At 41.3% G+C, this 17,910-nt stretch carries 16 protein-coding genes; 3 read left to right on the forward strand and 13 right to left on the reverse strand.

The genetic code is table 11. From position 1 onward, the window contains the following. Window positions 1–29: 29 nt before the first annotated feature. The 3 genes from deoD to MHI15_RS21530 all read right to left on the reverse strand — a co-directional run bounded on the left by deoD (window position 30) and on the right by MHI15_RS21530 (window position 3,002). The gene (gene deoD, locus MHI15_RS21520) at window positions 30–737 is read right to left on the reverse strand and encodes a purine-nucleoside phosphorylase (RefSeq protein ID WP_076130497.1); all 708 of its coding nucleotides are present in this window, start codon (window positions 735–737) and stop codon (window positions 30–32) included. Between the two features lie 161 nt (window positions 738–898). Beyond that, window positions 899–2,332, reverse strand: a complete 1,434-nt coding sequence (locus MHI15_RS21525) for a helix-turn-helix domain-containing protein (protein ID WP_341164833.1) — start codon at window positions 2,330–2,332, stop codon at window positions 899–901. 118 nt (window positions 2,333–2,450) lie between these two features. Continuing rightward, on the reverse strand, window positions 2,451–3,002 hold the full coding sequence (locus tag MHI15_RS21530; protein WP_076309463.1) for a biotin transporter BioY: 552 nt from the start codon (window positions 3,000–3,002) through the stop codon (window positions 2,451–2,453). A gap of 247 nt (window positions 3,003–3,249) precedes the next feature. Here MHI15_RS21530 and MHI15_RS21535 point away from each other — a divergent pair, with 247 nt between their 5' ends. Beyond that, entirely contained in the window at window positions 3,250–4,227 is a 978-nt protein-coding gene (locus tag MHI15_RS21535; protein WP_076190305.1) for a biotin--[acetyl-CoA-carboxylase] ligase, read from the forward strand. 95 nt (window positions 4,228–4,322) lie between these two features. On the opposite strand, the gene MHI15_RS21540 is transcribed toward MHI15_RS21535, so the two are convergent. The 6 genes from MHI15_RS21540 to MHI15_RS21565 all read right to left on the reverse strand — a co-directional run bounded on the left by MHI15_RS21540 (window position 4,323) and on the right by MHI15_RS21565 (window position 10,783). Then, the gene (locus tag MHI15_RS21540) at window positions 4,323–5,222 is read right to left on the reverse strand and encodes an NAD-dependent epimerase/dehydratase family protein (RefSeq protein ID WP_076278528.1); all 900 of its coding nucleotides are present in this window, start codon (window positions 5,220–5,222) and stop codon (window positions 4,323–4,325) included. Between the two features lie 168 nt (window positions 5,223–5,390). Further along, window positions 5,391–6,269 carry a LysR family transcriptional regulator gene (locus MHI15_RS21545; protein WP_076217670.1) on the reverse strand — a complete coding sequence of 293 codons (879 nt, stop codon included), beginning with the start codon at window positions 6,267–6,269 and terminating at the stop codon, window positions 5,391–5,393. A gap of 208 nt (window positions 6,270–6,477) precedes the next feature. Beyond that, window positions 6,478–7,830 carry an MATE family efflux transporter gene (locus tag MHI15_RS21550; RefSeq protein ID WP_341164834.1) on the reverse strand — a complete coding sequence of 451 codons (1,353 nt, stop codon included), beginning with the start codon at window positions 7,828–7,830 and terminating at the stop codon, window positions 6,478–6,480. Window positions 7,831–8,064: 234 nt separating this feature from the next. Continuing rightward, a complete protein-coding gene (locus tag MHI15_RS21555) occupies window positions 8,065–8,748 on the reverse strand; it encodes a MarR family winged helix-turn-helix transcriptional regulator (RefSeq protein ID WP_076184946.1) in 684 nt (227 codons plus the stop codon). Between the two features lie 295 nt (window positions 8,749–9,043). Then, the gene (locus MHI15_RS21560; RefSeq protein WP_076130491.1) at window positions 9,044–9,826 is read right to left on the reverse strand and encodes an ABC transporter ATP-binding protein; all 783 of its coding nucleotides are present in this window, start codon (window positions 9,824–9,826) and stop codon (window positions 9,044–9,046) included. A gap of 114 nt (window positions 9,827–9,940) precedes the next feature. After that, complete coding sequence (locus MHI15_RS21565; protein WP_341164835.1) at window positions 9,941–10,783, reverse strand: AraC family transcriptional regulator; 843 nt, start codon at window positions 10,781–10,783, stop codon at window positions 9,941–9,943. A 149-nt stretch (window positions 10,784–10,932) separates the two neighbouring features. On the opposite strand from MHI15_RS21565, the gene MHI15_RS21570 reads away from it, so the two are divergent. Further along, window positions 10,933–12,642 carry a glycoside hydrolase family 2 protein gene (locus MHI15_RS21570; RefSeq protein ID WP_341164836.1) on the forward strand — a complete coding sequence of 570 codons (1,710 nt, stop codon included), beginning with the start codon at window positions 10,933–10,935 and terminating at the stop codon, window positions 12,640–12,642. 201 nt (window positions 12,643–12,843) lie between these two features. Here MHI15_RS21570 and MHI15_RS21575 read toward each other — a convergent pair whose 3' ends face one another. The 3 genes from MHI15_RS21575 to MHI15_RS21585 all read right to left on the reverse strand — a co-directional run bounded on the left by MHI15_RS21575 (window position 12,844) and on the right by MHI15_RS21585 (window position 15,687). Next, window positions 12,844–13,416 (reverse strand): TetR/AcrR family transcriptional regulator, encoded by a 573-nt coding sequence (locus MHI15_RS21575; protein WP_076277331.1) that lies wholly within the window; start codon window positions 13,414–13,416, stop codon window positions 12,844–12,846. 284 nt (window positions 13,417–13,700) lie between these two features. Further along, window positions 13,701–14,453, reverse strand: a complete 753-nt coding sequence (locus tag MHI15_RS21580) for an SDR family NAD(P)-dependent oxidoreductase (RefSeq protein WP_076190309.1) — start codon at window positions 14,451–14,453, stop codon at window positions 13,701–13,703. 232 nt (window positions 14,454–14,685) lie between these two features. Further along, the gene (locus MHI15_RS21585; RefSeq protein ID WP_341164837.1) at window positions 14,686–15,687 is read right to left on the reverse strand and encodes an NADP-dependent oxidoreductase; all 1,002 of its coding nucleotides are present in this window, start codon (window positions 15,685–15,687) and stop codon (window positions 14,686–14,688) included. A gap of 184 nt (window positions 15,688–15,871) precedes the next feature. On the opposite strand from MHI15_RS21585, the gene MHI15_RS21590 reads away from it, so the two are divergent. Further along, window positions 15,872–16,420 carry a TetR/AcrR family transcriptional regulator gene (locus MHI15_RS21590; RefSeq protein ID WP_076278517.1) on the forward strand — a complete coding sequence of 183 codons (549 nt, stop codon included), beginning with the start codon at window positions 15,872–15,874 and terminating at the stop codon, window positions 16,418–16,420. Between the two features lie 98 nt (window positions 16,421–16,518). On the opposite strand, the gene MHI15_RS21595 is transcribed toward MHI15_RS21590, so the two are convergent. Next, window positions 16,519–17,847 (reverse strand): metal-dependent hydrolase family protein, encoded by a 1,329-nt coding sequence (locus tag MHI15_RS21595; RefSeq protein WP_341164838.1) that lies wholly within the window; start codon window positions 17,845–17,847, stop codon window positions 16,519–16,521. Window positions 17,848–17,910 lie beyond the last annotated feature (63 nt).

Genomic DNA, 17,910 nt, shown 5'->3' on the forward strand with positions numbered 1-17,910 from the left:
TCTAACAACACTGCACTCTTATCAATAAATCAGCCTTCAACGACTGTGTTAAGAGCTACTTCGACCATTTCATAAAAGGATTGTTCACTTTCTTTATGAGTTAGGTGCTCCTGTCTTAACAATTGACTGCCGACGGTCAAAATCGATAACGCTTTTACACCATATTTAGCGGCTAAAGTGTATAGGGCGGTACTTTCCATTTCTACAGCTAATACACCGAAATCCATGAACTTATGAAGCCGATCTAAATTTTCACGATAGAATTCATCAGAATTATAGATGTTACCAACAAACACCTTTGCATTTTTAGCTTGTGCTTGTTGATATGCTTTCATTAGCAATGAGAAATCTGCCGTTGGTGCAAAATTACAGCCATGAAAGATCTTTTCCGTCATATTACTGTCTGAAGATACTGCTTGGGCTAATATAATATCGCGGATATTGATATCTTCCTGCATCGCGCCACATGTACCAATGCGAATCAATTTCTTAACTTCATAATCGACGATCAATTCTGTTGCATAGATACTCATCGATGGATTTCCCATCCCTGTCCCCTGAACCGACACAGGCACACCCTTGTATAATCCAGTGTATCCATACATCCCTCTTACTTCGTTATAACAATAAGCCTCCTCTAAAAAGTGTTCTGCCACAAACTTTGCACGTAAAGGATCTCCTGGGAGCAAAACGAGCTCTGCTATTTCTCCCTTATTTGCACCTAAATGCCTACTCATAGTTCTTCCTCCAACTTTTAATAGTAAACTGAGGTTTACCGAAATCGCTTTCCACTTGCCTTCAAGTAAAATCAGTTTCGAAACTAGATTGAGCATAAGGTTTTTTAACATTACAAACTAGACCAAAAACTTACGGAGCTTACGGAAAATAATTGGTCAAATTATAAAAGCAGTTCTTTACGAATGTTGTCTAAATCTCTTTTAGAGGGGATCGTGGAAATAATAACAACAGGCACTGTCGTTAATGCAACCGGGATATTACTAATGACAAGATCGATATTATTTTGCTGCATGATCTCGTCGGTCAAGCCCTTCATTATGGAAGTATTAAGGATCAACTGATCTCCAATTTCCTTCTTTATCAAATCTGCTATGTAATGACGAATTGAAAATTCTTCCCCGATCACTAAAAAAGCCCTCTTACTTTTATAACGTAAACTCGAGCGGACAATTAAGGTTAGCTTTGTTAAATGAAAATGATTAAACAAAACGGAAGGGTAAGTTTTATTCCACGTTTGCATACAGGTTTGCAATTCTTGATAAATCTGCTGGCATTCCTTTTGAACATATGTTGTTAAATGGCTTGTTGAAATCATCATCCATTCCGGAATGGCATTTTCGATTAATAGCTTGTCAAAGAACCCGTAAATCTCCAAAATAAACCGTTCTTGCATATCTAAGTTCGGGTATACCTTTGCTAATAACATTAGAAGCAGATTCCCCATTTGATATTCTTCTTTATCCTTGTGTAATTCGACTTCTTTCATCGGAGTGATCTCTGACCCTTCATAATAATGATATTGGCTGAGACTAACCATGGATTGCATAAAGAATATTTCACTGTTTGGAAATTCAAGGGACAGCATATCCTCAAGACGTTTTGCAATAGTTTTCACTGGAAAATAAAACATCCCCTTTTCCCAAGGGTAAGCATTTTCGTCGATTTTTACACATTTTCCTTTAGCCACTCTTTTTATAACAATGGCCAACAAAAACGATAATCTCCTTTTGGAATTGATAAAATATACAATGTTATTCTCATTTTCTATATTTGTGATTAACTGATTAATATAAGCAAAATCAACATTCGCAAAGGGCCAGCCTGTAAACTCATACGCATCACAATATAACTTCCAATAAAAATATCGAATATTCATTTCATTCCCTTTAATCATGGGGGTAGAAAAACTAATGCGTAGCTTATAAGCTTTTAGATCATCATTATTTAATTGCACAATCAATTTCTTTAAAGACGAGGTACTCATAAACATGGCTTCGGAGAGCTCTTCCACTGACAGTCGACCCACATTCGTAAACAAAAAATCCATCAGCCGATAAAAGATGGTTTGTCTGAACATAGAAGAAATCACTTCACTAATCGTACTTCGCCCATCACGTTGAAGAACTATTCCCTTTCCTCTAGAAACCTCAATGGTTACAGTAGATGGTAATTGCTTGCTGATTTCCTCCACCATCTTCCGGATGGTCTTATCAGAGATCCCTAAACTTTTTTCGATTTCCGCTAAGGTAAACCATCTATGTTCTGTATCAAGCAGCGTTAATAGTTGACTAGCTAAATTAAATCCCTTATCCATTTTTCTACACCCACTTCAATTTCGTTTTAATTTTTATAGTATAAACAAATTCGCAACCATACCCTATTATTTTTCAATAAAAAAACCCGGGTTTTATTTACCCGAGTTTCAAATCACATTATATTTGTGTTTTTTCTTCAATAGGGCTAATTGCTTTCAACTGCATCGTTATGATGGCTGCAATAACGGCTTTGATGATGTCTCCCGGAAGAAAGGCCAACGCTCCGACAAGACCAGCCCAGATCGAAGTATTGGTTAACAATGCCATGACAGGGGCACCAATCAGACTCACTAGTAATACACCGAAGATTATGTTGATAGCTACCAGCTTCCAAGTTCGAACCTTCGGCCAGATTTTTTCGGAATACCAGCCAATAAGGCCGGCCGCGATTGGAAAACTAAATATGTATCCTGCAGAAGGTCCAACTAACACCGCGATTCCGCCGCGACCGCCAGTCAGTACAGGCAGCCCAATGGCTACTAGTATGATGAAAATAATGAGACTGAGGGCGCCCATCCGTTTCCCCAGAAAACATCCAGCCAACATGACGCCAAGCGTCTGGGCAGTGATCGGAACGGGGATGAAGCCGAGGGGGATGGGCGGTATCATCCCCAATACCGCGATAAGTGCTGCGAATAATGCAGCATAAATAAGTTCTTTTGTCTTCAAAAAAATGACCTCCATTGGATATCAATGATTGTATTCTGGTTAGTAAATACGTCCAGTAAGCTGAATTATAATGGAGTTATTCTTTATTGTAAACCATAAATTAATATATGGTTTACAATAGAATAAAATACCATGCTTGAGTTTTTCCTATTGTTATATAGAATTAGAGTATTCAGTCGCAATCGTTGGATGTTAATCTATTCAATGGGTTTTGGTCGGAGAGTTATACTTTTGGAGGTTTAAGTTCATGACAGTAAAAGAACATATTCTTGCCTTGCTCGACAGTAATAAGGGTGAATATTTTTCCGGCGAGGAAATAGCCGTTCAGTTATCCGTGACGCGCAGCGCGGTCTGGAAAGCCATAAAATCTTTACAGACAGACGGTTATTCCATACAAGCTGTAACCAATAAAGGATATTCCATGTCACCACAAACGGATATCTTATCAGCCAGTGCAATTTCAAAGTACCTGGATACTCAGGGGCAAAAGTTACGTGTTGAAGTCTTTAAGACCATATCTTCCACGAATGAAGCCGTAAAAAACCTTGCCTCAAATGGAGAAGCTGAAGGTAAAGTGATTCTTTCGGAAGAACAAACAGCTGGTCGCGGGCGAATGGGCCGGAAATTTTTTTCTCCACCTGGAACGGGTATCTATATGAGCATCCTGCTGCGTCCCAAGCTGTCCGCAACAGACTCAGCTTTATTGACCACTTGCGCCGCAGTAGCTGTAGCCCTTTCTATCGAGAGCGTATCCGGTAAAGAAACGCAGATTAAATGGGTAAATGACGTTTTTATGGAAGGTAAAAAAGTATGCGGGATCCTTACCGAAGCATCCGTGTCATTGGAAAACGGCTGGCTTGATTATGCTGTCCTCGGCATCGGTATCAATGTAGTCCTCCCTTCCGAAGGCTTTCCCAATGATCTTACCGAGATTGCAACAACTGTAATTTCAGAAAACAATCCTTATGGTGATCTGCGCAACCGTCTCGTTGCAGAAGTACTAAACCATTTCATGAGATATTATGAACATTTAACGGACAGATTGTTTCTTTCCGAATACAAAAAAAGGTTAATTTCACTTGGCGAACCTGTGACCGTGATAAAGGATAATGAACAACGTAAAGCAACAGCCATTGATATCGATGACGATTGCCATCTGAAAGTCAGATATGAGAATGGTGACGAGGAATATCTTTCAAGTGGAGAAGTTAGCATTAAAATTTAACTGTTCAAAAAAAGCCACCAAATTGGTGACTTTTTTGTGTTTTCCCGCTGCGTTTATAAGCGAAAACTTTTCCTCTTAAGATTATTCTACTTTAATTATTGTATATTATTTTTTATCCAGCTAAGCAGCGACTCTTCCTTCGGAGCCCAACCAAGTAAATTTCTTGCATGGGTGGCACGTACACGGCTGTTAGAGGCGATAGCAAAGCGTGCCCAGTCTCCAAGCTCTGCTATCGCTTTGTCTGCGGGCCAGCTTATGGTCTTGCCTCCAAAGCCTAACGCCTCGCTGACCGATTTGGCGATGTCCCCGTAAGATTCCTCTCCATTTTCGGCAAAGAAATACGACGCGGATGGTGCTTTTTCAAGTGCCAATACATACAGTTGGACCAAATCCTTGATGTGGACATTGGACCAGCGGTTTACGCCTTTACCTACGTGAACGCCTGCCTGCAACTCTCTCGATTTGCGAATAATTTGTGGCAATTGATCGCTTTCCACAGGCAACGCTAGTGCATTACCATAAATCATAGATGGGACTATCACGATGCTTCTTACCCAATCCTCAATTCCAACCTTGCGTACGAGGTTGTTGATCGCTACCCGGTTTTCCCTAATATCCATAGGCACAAATGGTGTTTCCTCCTCAAAAATTTGTTCGCTTGCTGTTTCGCCACGGGCATCATCCCCAACCACACTTGAACCTGATGTATGCAAAAATGGTTTTCCACTTCCGCGCAAAGCAGCTATGAACGTCTCAACTGCCAACAAATGATCCGAATCGGCCGTGTGAATTACTGCGTCGCTGAGCTTAGCATATTTCGTTAGAGTACCCGTATCTTCCAACGTGCCGAGTATAGGCTCTATACCAATAACTCTTAACGCCTCCACCTTATCGGGATTGCGAACCAGACCGAAAACAGTATGCCCGTTATCTAACAAAGCTTTAGCCACCGATCCGCCAATATATCCTGAAGCTCCTGTAACAAACACTTTCATAACAATTCCTCCTCATCTATGATGTTGACGCTTGTTCATTCGACCAAGTATGGCACCAGCCTCAATTATTTTTAATTTTGTTACTACATTATTGTAAGCTTCAGGGTATAAATAAAACAAATTACGAAATAACGACGTATTAATAAATATTTTTATAAATGATACTAGCTAATCCATCTTCGTTTCCCTTATGACAGAAATGATCTCATGAAATTGAGGCAAATGCTTATTCTTTAACTGATATGCGATATATAACTCGTTTTCTACTTTTAAATGCTTAAACACAACTTTTGTTTTGCCTGCTTTTAATGAATCTTGCAAGAGGTATGTAGGTATAACACTCAAGCCCATACCGATTTCAATAGCCTTTAGAATCATGTGTAAATTAGGAATGATGTGAACAGGTCTAATTTCAGGACGTTTCTTATAATGTTCTCTCCAAATTCTTCTTATTATCGGCAATTCCAGACCATAGCTGATCCACTTCTGTTCAGAGAGCCATTGCTCTTCAAGCTTCAGATTATCAAATTCATGGATTTCATAATCGATTGGAGCTACTATAACAAACTCCTCATCCATCAATTTCAAATACTCGATACCGGGAGCTGGGAACCTTTTTGACATAATGAGGATATCTAACTTGTCTTCCTTCAGCAGCTCTAGCAATTGCTCGGCGGTTCCAAAATGCGAAAGGGTACAAGTATTGTATTTAGGAAGCTGTGGCAGTATTTTTTCACTAAAAAACTCATGCGCTGCTCCAAGCTTGATTACACTTTGCGTAGGTAAAGAAGCCATTTTAAAGCTCATCGTCGTATTCTCTAATGACTCTATGAGCGGAGCGAGCTGTGAATATAACTCCTTCCCCCGCTCTGTAGGGGTGATTTTTCTAGTCGAACGAACAAATAAAGTTTCTCCCACCTCCGCTTCCAAGGCGGCTAAGTGCTGACTCATGGCTGGCTGCGTCATCATACGGGTTTTTGCAGCTTCGGAAATCGATTTATACTTATATATTGTGCAAAAGCTTCTATACCATTCGAAATCAACCATACTGTATGAACCACCTTTAGAAATGTATATTAATCAGAATTTGAACAAGATTGATGAGATGTTCCTTAGTGTTCCAAATTATATCATTTTACAATAAGCCCCGTAATTAAAAGCTATAGTGGACTTGTAAGCCCAATGCACCAAAAAAACCTTGCTGATTCAAGGTTTTTTTAGATGAACTAAAAATATCAACTTAAAGCTTAGGATTCTACTGTACTAAAGTATCTAAATCAGGCTGCAATTTGTTCCGCAAAACATACAGCATGATGGCACCCACAAGGAACGCGACAGCATCCGAAATGACGAGCGACCAGACTACTCCGTGGAAACCGTTCATTCGATTAGCGATATACAATACTGGAATCAGAGTAACACCTTGAATAATTGACATAATAAAGGCGGCGGTTCCTTGTGCTGTCGCTTGGAAGATCCCCGTAAACAACGCGGTCGTTCCTGAAATGAACAGGGATAAGAACGTTACATGAAGAATATAGCTGCCCAGTTCAATTAATTGCGGGTCATTCGTAAATAAACCGATTAAGTGGTCGGAAATCAGATATACAATAATGCCGAACACGGCTGCTAATGCCACAGTCACTTTGATTGTGAATGTAATGGTATGCTTCATGCGTAATTTATTGGCTGTAAAAGAGAAGGCAATCAGCGGCACGACTCCCTCACATAAGCCCATCAGAATAACCTCTGGAAATTGTAATAATCGTGATGAAATTCCGAAGGCCGCAATAGCCTGCTCCCCATATTCGACCAGAAAACGGTTAAAGATAAGTGACATTGCACCCATGAAGAGACTCATAACAAAAACGGGTACTCCAATTTTAAATACATTGCTGAGAATGTCTTTGGAAGCTTTGAACCATTTAACAGAGAGGGTTAAGAATTGGCTCTTATATCCCATGTGGAAGGCGTAGAATGCACTTGCAACCAAGTTAGAAATGACTGTAGCAGATGCAACCCCGATCACATCCCAATGGAAGACGAAAATGACTAGCGCATCGAGAATAATATTCACAACAACACTGAGAAGCATGCCAATCATCGAAGTGATTGCTGCCCCCTCCGAGCGCACGATATTCTCCAGCGTGAAGAATAAAACGACGAAAGGTGAACCAATAAGCATAATCGTGACATAGTCCTTCGTGAATCCGAAGGAGTCAGGCGTCGCTCCCAAGCCATGGACGATTGAATCGATCAACGGGATGCCGGCAGCCATCAAAATAAGACCGAGAACTAAACTGCTGTAAAAGGCGAATGAAGACACATGCTTTACATCATCATATTTTTTCTCTCCCAGCAAACGGGAGATGAATGCACTGCTACCGATGCCAATCAAGTTACCTAGCGCCATAATGGCGGCGAATAACGGTAAAGTCAGTGCGAGTGCGGTTAACATCGCAGTATTGCCCAGTGTACCAAGGAAATAGGCATTCAAAATGGAGTATATGACACTCATCGACATGCCTAGCATCATCGGTACTGCGAAGTGAGCTACGGCTTTTGCGACAGGTGCTTTTTCAAAGTAATGGAGGTTTTCTGCATCCATAAGGTTCACCACTATCTTTCTTTATTTTGTTTTTTGAAATTACTTAGAATTCTAACTATCGGTCCAATATGATCCGTGACGCAGCAACAAGCAAACCTGTACCCTAACGACGAGTTTTCAGATTTGGCGTACGAAATTTAACTATTCTTCAGTTTCACATTACGCTGCCTTTGACGTTCATCTTTCTCTGGTGGAAAGGCAGCGCCTCAGCTACTGTTTGCTAAAAGACTTTAATTACTTATCGTCTGGGCCATGTGACTTGTCAGGTGACGAATTACTGTCATCACTGGAAGGCCAGCCGAATCCGCGCATGTCACCACGCCCTTCTCCGCCAAATCCAGGGAACCTTCCGCTAAAGCGTTCGTCCCTAGAATTTCCCCACATTCTGTGCATTTGTCCGCGCATAGCCATCATTTTTTCAAATTCCTCTGTTCCCATACGCGCCTTGGCAGCTTCCATCCACATAGCCATCACATCACGTTCTTCGCCCGATCCAAGTTCTTCCTCCAAAGCTGTAATGACGCGAGTTAGGTAATCCGCGAAAGCTATCTGCTCTTCTGGGGATAAGCGAGAAAATATGTTGCCGCTGTCTATCTCTTGTTTCTCTTCCTCTTGTCCTTTTTGCGTTAGGTAAATCAACATGATACGTTTGTCTGTTTCTGAGGGTTTACGGGTGATGTATTCTGCTTTCTCCAGTTTACCAAGCAATTCATTGAGGGATGATACACGGATGTCCAACATATAGGATAAGTCTTTGGTGCTGATACCGTCTTTCATCCGAAGAAACGCTAATATCCTCCCTTGCCCACGTGATGCGTCGGCCATAGGACCAACCGCGGCATGAGACTTCAAGTGTTGCCTTTGCAACAGCCATTGCAGTTTCGCGAGTTTTTCGTACAATTCAGTATTCATGTCCATAATGAATCCTCCATTAAGTTTTTACGGTACCTGTTGAACTTTATAACGGTACCTGTTGATTTGTATTATAACGGTACCTGTTAGATATGTCAAAATATTTTTTACAGGTACCGTTAATATGTCGTTTGACTGTTTATGGACGTGGCTTATAAGCTTGCAAACAAATATAAAACCCGCGCGGTGCGCGGGTTATTTTAAAATTATATTGTGATTAGTTTTCATTTTTTATATCTGCAAGCAATCCTTCAAACCACTTCAGAACGGTTTGCTCGCCTATTCGATGTGCCTTGATATTCTACTTATCACCGGCAAGTGTAAGCCACTTGCGGTTATGATGTTCCTGTACTTCAACGGGGGTATCGAAGAAATCACTCAAAACATCTGACTGCAAGCAGTTTACTGTCTCGTCACCTTTGTAGATTTCACCGTTCTTTACCAGCAGCGTGTGCGTGAAGCATGGTGTTATCTCCTCGATATGATGGGTTACATACAGCAAGGTTGGTCCACCAGGTTGCTTTGTTATCTTCTCGATCATCTGCAGCAGCTGTTCACGGGCAAAAATATCTAGTCCCGTGCACGGCTCATCAAGGATTAGTAGATCTGGATTGGCCATTAGTGCGCGTGCAATGAGGACTTTCTGACGCTGTCCTTGCGACAAGGTATCATATGTACGACCAGCCAAAGAAGAGCAGTCTAGAAATTCCATTAACTCCTCGGCTTGCTTTTGATCCTCTTCATTCGTCTTATCATACAGACCAATGGTCGCAAATTTTCCGCTTAGGACGATGTTCAGGGCAGTCTGATGGCCGTACAGCTTCTGCTGCAAGGAGGTGCTTACCCAACCGATTCGTTTGCGTAGCTCTCTCAAATCCACATCGCCAAAGCGATGGTCCAGCACCTCGACTTGTCCTGTTGTCGGCCAGATATAGCCGTTCACGACGTTTAGCATCGTCGTTTTTCCTGATCCATTCAGACCGACGATACACCAGTGTTGTCCCTGCTTCACTTCCCAATTCATATCGCGTAAGATCATTGTCGTATCACGTTGCCATGATACATTTTTGAGTGATATAATCATGCCCAATTTCCCCTCCTTAAACATGCTTCAATGAGTTCAATATTATCATGGTACAGTCCTTCCCGTAAAAAAACCATAACCTCAAGATTTTTTTACCAGTGGTTCTGCGGACAATTAATCTTTGATTCTCTGTTTGTTTCGGTATACTGTCGGAGGCATCCCGTTTAGCTGTTTAAAAATCTTGCTGAAATGATATTCTTCGTAGTACCCGCATAATTTGGCGATTTCCTTAACTGGATAATCGGTAAAAACCAGATAACGACAAGCTTGCTGGTTCTGTAAGTGCATATGGTATTCCTTCGGCCCCATCCCCGTAAATTTCAGGAACATCTTCCGCAAGTAAGATGGCGAAATGCCGTATTTCTCCGCTAATTTCTCGATCCGGTGATGATCCTTATAGTCGTTCTCGAGTGTTTTCTTGATCTGTTCGAAGGCGGCAAAAGCTCCAGACTCCATCAGATTCCAGTCCGGTTGTACGGTCTGGTGCAGCATATGCAGCAGGATCTGCATTTTAGCCCGGGATACAGCTATGCCATCGGTTAGTCCGGGCAGCCAGTCCTGGTGAATCCCCCAGACCAGCTGGCTAATTTCCTCAGCCTGCTGTTGGTTATATTGGCTTAAGAAGGGAAGTCTCAGTTTTCCGATTGGCTTGACTTCCTTCCATACCGCATCATAACTAAGCTCTGCACAATCGAAGAGCAGCATCGTTATGCGAAGTGGAGCATCCATCTGCGAGCGCATGGACAGTTTAAGGCCTGGTTTTAAATAGATTAGCATTCCAGCCTCTACTTTGTGCTCAACATTGGTCAGGAAAACCCCTTTACCTTCATGAATCCAGTACAAGCTGTGCACATTTACCATGTTACGGATGTCCTCCCAGCCGGGATAAGTAGCTTTGTCGAGTACAAAATGGATATGCACTGTGAGGTCATTCAGCTTGTAATCATTTTCTTCCAATTAATATCCCCTCCTGCTGCTAAAAGAGCGATTTAAACAAGACGGTAACGTTTTTTTCTATTCAATGCTTAAACTCCAAATGTTACTATCCATATTATCAAGATGTCTGAAATTCACAATACATTCCAGGAAAAAAAGGAGGAACACACTTGTTAAGGACTTTTAGCGAGTATCAAATTCGGAGAACTGCGCTGTTGGATGGGCCTTGGGATTTCATGAAGGATCCGTTAAATACGGGTGTTCAAGAAAAATGGTTTGAGCGATTTCCACATTCTTGGCAGTCTCTTTATGTGCCCTCGTGCTGGAATAATGAACTGGGAATGTACGATTATGAAGGTGTCGGTTGGTATCGTAAAAAAATACAGATTGTGAATTCGCAGCATGTCAGACTCATCTTTCATGCCGTGCTGGGCCACACCGATGTCTATTTGGACGGGCAGCACCTTGGGTATCACTATGGAGGATTTACACCTTTTGAATTTATTGTTCCTTCCTTAGGGGCAGGAGAACATGAGATTATCGTCCGGACGGACAGCACCTTGGACCGACTTACGATTCCTACGGAGCAGGTGGATTGGTTTCATTATGGGGGAATCATACGGTCGGTGGAGCTGCAATATTTGCCTGAACTTTACATCGAACAACTGAAGATTGATTATGAACTGCATGGACCAGATGCCGATGTCACTGTTCAGGTGAGGCTCCATTCCTTCTTTAAGGAGCAGCACACTACAAAGATCACATTCTCCGAAAGCGGACATGAATTGCACTCGGAAGAAGTACAGATTGAGACTGGCCAGACCCTCAGTCATACGTTCAAGTTGCTTATGCCTGAAGTACGTTTGTGGAACGTAGGTCTTCCAGAACTGTATACCTTTCAACTGCGGACAGAGGAAGACGACAAGATTGAACGGATCGGTTTTCGCTATATTGAAACAAAGGATCATCGGATTCTAATTAACGGTTCACCCGTTTATCTTAAGGGGGTGAATAGACATGAAGAGCATCCTGAGTGGGGTTTCGCCTTCCCTCCGAAGCTGATGCACAAGGAGCTCAGTATCATTTTGGAGTTAGGTTGCAATTCCGTCCGGGGTTCTCATTATCCCCAAAGCCCATATTGGCTTGATCTACTCGATGAGCAAGGGATTGTATACTGGAGCGAAATTCCGATATGGGGAGCCTTTCTGCCGAACGAAACAGTAAGTGAGCCGCTCTTCCAGGAGCGTGCACTGACTATGATTGAAGAAATGATCAGCTTGCATATGCATCACCCAAGTGTGATCTTTTGGTCCGTTCATAATGAGATTGATACCCGGACGCAAGAAGCATATGCTTTCACACAAGCTCTAGTCGGATTGGTGAAGAAACTCGACAGTACTAGGCTTGTCACCTACGCTACGATGCATCCACTCGAAGATATTCTACTTCCTTTATTCGATGTTATCGGTATTAATAAATATTTTGGTTGGTACGAAGGCGATACAGCCAGCTTTAAAGACATGCTGGAACAGTTCCATGTGCGTGCGGAGCAGATGGGAGCCGGTGACAAGGTAGTGCTCATGACCGAATTCGGTGGTGCTGGACTATTTGGGGATGTGGGCTGGGAGCAGAGATTGTTCAGCGAGGATTATCAGGCAGATATTGTAACTGAAGCACTGGCGATCTTCAAAAATGATTCGAAAATTGGCGGGACTTACATCTGGCAGTTTGCAGACATCCGCGGCGATCTGAAGAGCAGCAGCAAGAACTTTCGCGACCGTGCCCGCGGCTTCAACAACAAGGGTCTGGTTAATGAATACCGCAAACCTAAACAATCCTTCCGTGAAGTGCGCCGTATCTATCGATCTTGGACAGATTAATATCCACATTGACTAAGAAGCCCATCGTCAGCATGGTTTTTTTTAGTGTCTGCATTCTTAGTTCCTTACAGTTGGTGTCGGACGCGGTATTTATATAGTTAAACTGGGCGTATTAAGTCGGTTCTATTCTTTGCGTACTCGGGTAGCAGTAAGTTGATTGTCTATTTTCGGCATTCGATACAAGTGCTAGATAAAGGAGTTTTAATCTAGAGTGATCAGTATGGTATGAATAATACTTGTTAATTTCTCATGGTCCGTTGCCGTTTTTACCATTGTACGTAGTCCTAACCAGGCATTCATTAAATAATGGGAAATAGCCTCGGGCTCCAGTGAAATTCTAAGTTCACCTCTTTGCTGGCCAGTCTGAACGAGGTCATATAACAACTTCTCCGTTTTTGAATAGCTATTCTCAACAAAGGATGCAACCTCCGGATCCAGTACTCCCAACTCCACACCCGAATTAACTATGAAACATCCTTGAGGTTCTCCTTCGCTCCTCATCGAAGATTCTAGAAATTGTCGAATGATCTCCTTTACGGGTTCTTGTTTCTCAACCAAGAAGCTCATTTTTTTGTTTTGAGTAGATTCGTACCGTTGGAGTGCCGTCAAATACAAGGCGTGCTTATCACCAAATGTATCATAGATACTTCTTCTGTGAATTCCCATACAGTCTACCAAATCTTGCATTGAAGTTTTCTCGTAACCTTGCATCCAAAATAGTTTTATCGCTTTATCTAGTACTTCATTAATTTCAAATTCTTTGCTTCTTGCCATTGTAATCACCTCAAGCAATCATTATACATTTAAGTAAACGATCCGCAAACTAATATATAAAACGTAAATAAAATCAAGCAAGATGCTTGATTTTATTCATAACATGATAACTTAACTGATGCTTACCGAAGAATTCTTACTTTGTCTGCTTATAAACAATCCAGATTCCAATCTTTTTCCAGCGTATGCAAAAAAGTTGTACCCCACGTTTAAGAATAGGGAAGCCAGTTCTTTTTGCTCCAGTTTCTTCAACGATCATTTTAGTGACTAATATCTAATTCGATTTAAAACTCAGATATAATTGGATAGATTTGATCTCTCAGATTGAAGTCATAGTTCTGGTCAACAATTCCTATCATATCATTGCTATCATAAAGCTCTACCATGAAACTCGCCATTTGTTTGGCAGTGTGGTATTTAGGCATGTTTGCTTTGTAATCAAATTCTTCAGCATCTATAGATTTCTTCACAAATTCCGTTTCAGTTATTGCTGGTGCTAAAACCTTTGCTTTTAATTTCGCGCCTTTAAGCTCTAGTTCCTTTGCAAGCCCTTCGGTGAAGGCACTAACATAATATTTAGATGCAGAATAAGCAACGCTCCCAACAGCAATGGCATATCCGAGTGCGGAGGATACGTTAATTAACTGAGTTCCTTCTACATCAGCATAATCTCGCACAAATAGTGTAGAAAGGATCGTCAAGGATTCGATGTTAACACGTAACATAATTTCAACTTTATCTAAATTCTGTTCTACCACAAAAGAAGCTTCACCAAGTCCTGCATTATTAATCCAGGTTTCTATTTGGTATTCCTTCAAAGTGTTATACAGTGTGTAAGCCTGCTCTGTAACAGACAGATCACTTGAACGAACAATAACATCTACACTAGGATCAATATTCTGAATTGTTGATTTAAGTTCTTCTAATTTATCTAATCTTCTAGCTACCAAAATTAAATTTTTACCGCGTGCAGCAAAAGCTAATGCTGTTTCATACCCAATTCCTGAGCTTGCTCCTGTAATCACTGTATATTTCATATTATTCTCTCCCTTTTAAGTTTTTTGATCATTTAACAACATTTCAATAGAGTTTTGTTCACGATTAAACTTGTATCTCATTCATCCCTCCCTTAATAAATTTCTTCAAAATATTCAAGAACGATCATTCTAGTTAAGGTAAAAAAACTACACTATTAAATCTAATTTGCATCAGTATATCAATTCTAGAATGATCAGTAAAGAATTTTTTGACAACAATTGAGCCCCCTCCTTAAAATCTGATAATAACTTTCCCTTTAGGATGACCTTCAGCAACAAAATTCAGTGCTTCGTTAATATCTTCTATATGGAATTCTGTAGGGTCCACTGCTGGTACAATCCCATTATCTTCAATAATCTTCGTAATTTTCTTTAATTGTTCGCCATCACTGCGAACAAAAATGAAATGATATTGAATCTTCTTTTTCTTCGCTTTATGATCATACTTAGCCCCGGCGATGGTGAAGAGCTTTTGTTTCCAGCCAGAGAAGCCCAAAACTTCTGCAAAACGTTTGTTAGGACCGGTCCGCAGAGAAAGAAGGCGGCCTCCTGCTTTAATAATTGAAAGCTCATGATCAAATTCGCTGGGTCCCAAGGTATCTATCACATAATCAACATCACTAAGCTGTTCCCAATAGTTCGTAGTCGTATAATCAATATATTGGTCTGCACCAGCGGCCATTGTCCGTTCACGTGCTTCTGGATTTCCACTGATAATGACCTTGAGCCCCATGTTTTTGGCGATAGGAATGGCCATTTGGCCAAACGAACCAGACCCTCCAGGGATAAACACGCTTTCGCCAGCTTTAGCATTTAATTCTTCATTTAATCCTTGATAAGCTGTTAATCCTGTTAATGGCGCAGCAGCACCAGTCACAAAATTCAGATTGGCAGGTAGGTACCCGATGGCATCTGCATTAATTGCCGCGTATTCCGCAAAGGCACCGATTTTTTGTAGTGGCAGACGTGAATAAATTGCATCGCCAACTTTGAAACCTTGCACCTTCTTACCCACTTTTTCAATAACACCCGTCAGCTCGTTACCAAGTACTAATGGGAATTCATAATCCTGAATCAGCTTTACACTTCCGGTACCAATAAGCAATTCCAAATGATTAACTGCTGCTGCTTTCACCTGAAGCAAGACTTCGTTATCACTTATTTCTGGGATTGGAATATCGTTCACTTTTACTATGAACTTTTTTGAATATTTGGTGATCTGTGCTGCTTTCATAATTAATGACCTCCTATGCGTTAAAAAAAGTAACATTTATTTGTTTTTGTAACTTACACAACAAGCATAAAACAATGAGTTACAAAAATCAACAATTGTTACTGAATATTTTATATGTTAGAATACTCGCAAGTGTATTAACGATAAAAGGGAATTTATTGAAGAAAGAAGGGTTAGCAGTACGGTGGCTAAAATCACTCAAGAGCTCATTATTGAAACAGCGGAGGCATTAATTAAACGCACGGAAAAATCCGAAGTGACACTCTCACAAATTGCGGATGAATTAAGTATCACCCATGCAGCGCTCTATAAGCACTTTAAAAATAAGCAAGAGCTCTGGGCAGCCGTATCTAAGAGCTGGTTCAACCGGATGATTTCAGAACAAATTAAATTAGATATGACTAATTTAACTAAACCGCAAGAAATGCTTCACGATTGGCTATGGGCATTTGTTAACGCAAAAAAACGCGCTTATAACGAGAATCCCAAGATGTTTGCCTTGAATACTCAATACGTGGATAGCAATCCACTGGTATTACGCGATGTTCTCTGGGATTCCTACCAAATCATTGACGGCCTCATGGACTATCACGATCCCCACTTGGAACGGGCTGAGGCGATTCTCTCTGCGTTTGCAGTATTTAGCCTCCCATCCTTCAAAGAATCCTGGAATTTACCTGACTACCAAGACAGGTTTGAACGCATCTGGAGTTTAATTAATAAGGGTCTTTGAATTCAAAGTTTTAGCGTATCTTATGGCTACAAATTCTAATTCGTAGAGTTCATGAATTGCTGAAATATGCTTAGCTTCTACAATCATTTATCTCACTCCTAAATACTCCAAACCGTATCCAGCAGCTCGTCCACTGCTTGAATTCTGTTCACAGAGGGTGTTTGTATTAAATTCCCTCTGACCATAACCATAGCTACATTCGACAAAGCTTTTATGTTCTCCAATGGGTTTTGCTCCATCATGATTAAATCCGCATATTTGCCAACATCTATAGAACCTGTCAGGTGATCGATTCCCAAAATCTCTGCATTTGATTTGGTTACTAGTTCAATAACCTGACTTGCGTTCAGCTTTGTTTGTCGCATGAAATGATCAAGCTCACGCCAAAGATCATAGTGGGTTACATAGGACATAGCGGCATCCGTGCCCACACCAATTTTGATATCATGTTCTATAGCCTGCTGTAGCCCTTTTAACATTGAGTCATACACAAGCCGAGCATTTTCCTTAACGGTTGTATTCAACTTTGTCAGGCTCGGATCTAATTTCGCACTGGGATAAGCTGCTTGTAAAGTAGGGATCACAGCGGTGTAGCCCTTTAAGGCTCTGGGATTATTTTTGTACAGCCTGATCATTTCCTCATCCATCTCCGCGCCGTGTTCAATAGTATCTACCCCACCCTTTAACGCAACTCTTACACCTTCGGTACTTTCTGCATGTGCCGCCACACGCATCCCAATTTTGTGAGCTTCCTCGCAAATGGCAGCCACCTCTTCTTCCGTCATTTGCAAGCGGCCTGCTTCTCCGACCCTTTTGGCATCGGTAACCCCGCCAGTTACACATATTTTGATTAGGTCCACTCCGTTTTTTACATTGATTCTTACATTTCTTCTCCCTTCCCATGGTGAATCACCGACCAAAGCCAAATAAGGTGCACCGTGGCCATCCGTTACGCTCAGGAAATACCCGGACACCAAAAGATTAGGTCCAATAAATTGATTTGCCTTAATCTCATCCCTCAAAAGAACATCAGTATAAAAAAATTCACCTACGCTACGCATCGTTGTTACTCCGGAATGCATTGCGGTTAGGGCATTTTTTTTCATCCGTTTCTTCAATACGTTTCTGCCCAGTCTCGTATCCAAAATATGATGAAACGCAAAATTCAGCAGCCCTTCACTGGCAGATAGCGTAAATGGCTTCCCATCGGCAAAAAGATGAACATGCGCGTTGATGAGACCGGGCATCACATATTTCCCCGAACAATCGATCGTTTGGTAATGGGTCGGAACAGTTACAGCGCTTGCTTTCCCGATCTCTCGAATCAATCCGTTTTCCTGAATCAAAATAGTCATATGGGTATCTGTGCCTTTTATTGCATCTCCATATATAACATTGCAGTCCTTAAACGCATAACCTATCTTCATCGTAGCTTCCCCCGTTTCATGATTACACCTTTCAATAGTGAATTTATTATTCATTATTGGATT

The organism is Paenibacillus sp. FSL H7-0918, assembly GCF_038007025.1.
GTDB classification, from domain to species: Bacteria; Bacillota; Bacilli; order Paenibacillales; family Paenibacillaceae; genus Paenibacillus_AQ; species Paenibacillus_AQ odorifer.

Excerpts from the sequence above, each read along its gene's own strand:
- deoD (WP_076130497.1), bottom strand. The coding sequence starts at position 737 with ATGAGTAGGCATTTAGGTGCAAATAAGGGAGAAATAGCAGAGCTCGTT.
- MHI15_RS21525 (WP_341164833.1), bottom strand. The coding sequence starts at position 2,332 with ATGGATAAGGGATTTAATTTAGCTAGTCAACTATTAACGCTGCTTGAT.
- MHI15_RS21535 (WP_076190305.1), top strand. The coding sequence starts at position 3,250 with ATGACAGTAAAAGAACATATTCTTGCCTTGCTCGACAGTAATAAGGGT.
- MHI15_RS21540 (WP_076278528.1), bottom strand. The coding sequence starts at position 5,222 with ATGAAAGTGTTTGTTACAGGAGCTTCAGGATATATTGGCGGATCGGTG.
- MHI15_RS21545 (WP_076217670.1), bottom strand. The coding sequence starts at position 6,269 with ATGGTTGATTTCGAATGGTATAGAAGCTTTTGCACAATATATAAGTAT.
- MHI15_RS21550 (WP_341164834.1), bottom strand. The coding sequence starts at position 7,830 with ATGGATGCAGAAAACCTCCATTACTTTGAAAAAGCACCTGTCGCAAAA.
- MHI15_RS21555 (WP_076184946.1), bottom strand. The coding sequence starts at position 8,748 with ATGGACATGAATACTGAATTGTACGAAAAACTCGCGAAACTGCAATGG.
- MHI15_RS21560 (WP_076130491.1), bottom strand. The coding sequence starts at position 9,826 with ATGATTATATCACTCAAAAATGTATCATGGCAACGTGATACGACAATG.
- MHI15_RS21575 (WP_076277331.1), bottom strand. The coding sequence starts at position 13,416 with ATGGCAAGAAGCAAAGAATTTGAAATTAATGAAGTACTAGATAAAGCG.
- MHI15_RS21580 (WP_076190309.1), bottom strand. The coding sequence starts at position 14,453 with ATGAAATATACAGTGATTACAGGAGCAAGCTCAGGAATTGGGTATGAA.
- MHI15_RS21585 (WP_341164837.1), bottom strand. The coding sequence starts at position 15,687 with ATGAAAGCAGCACAGATCACCAAATATTCAAAAAAGTTCATAGTAAAA.
- MHI15_RS21595 (WP_341164838.1), bottom strand. The coding sequence starts at position 17,847 with ATGAAGATAGGTTATGCGTTTAAGGACTGCAATGTTATATATGGAGAT.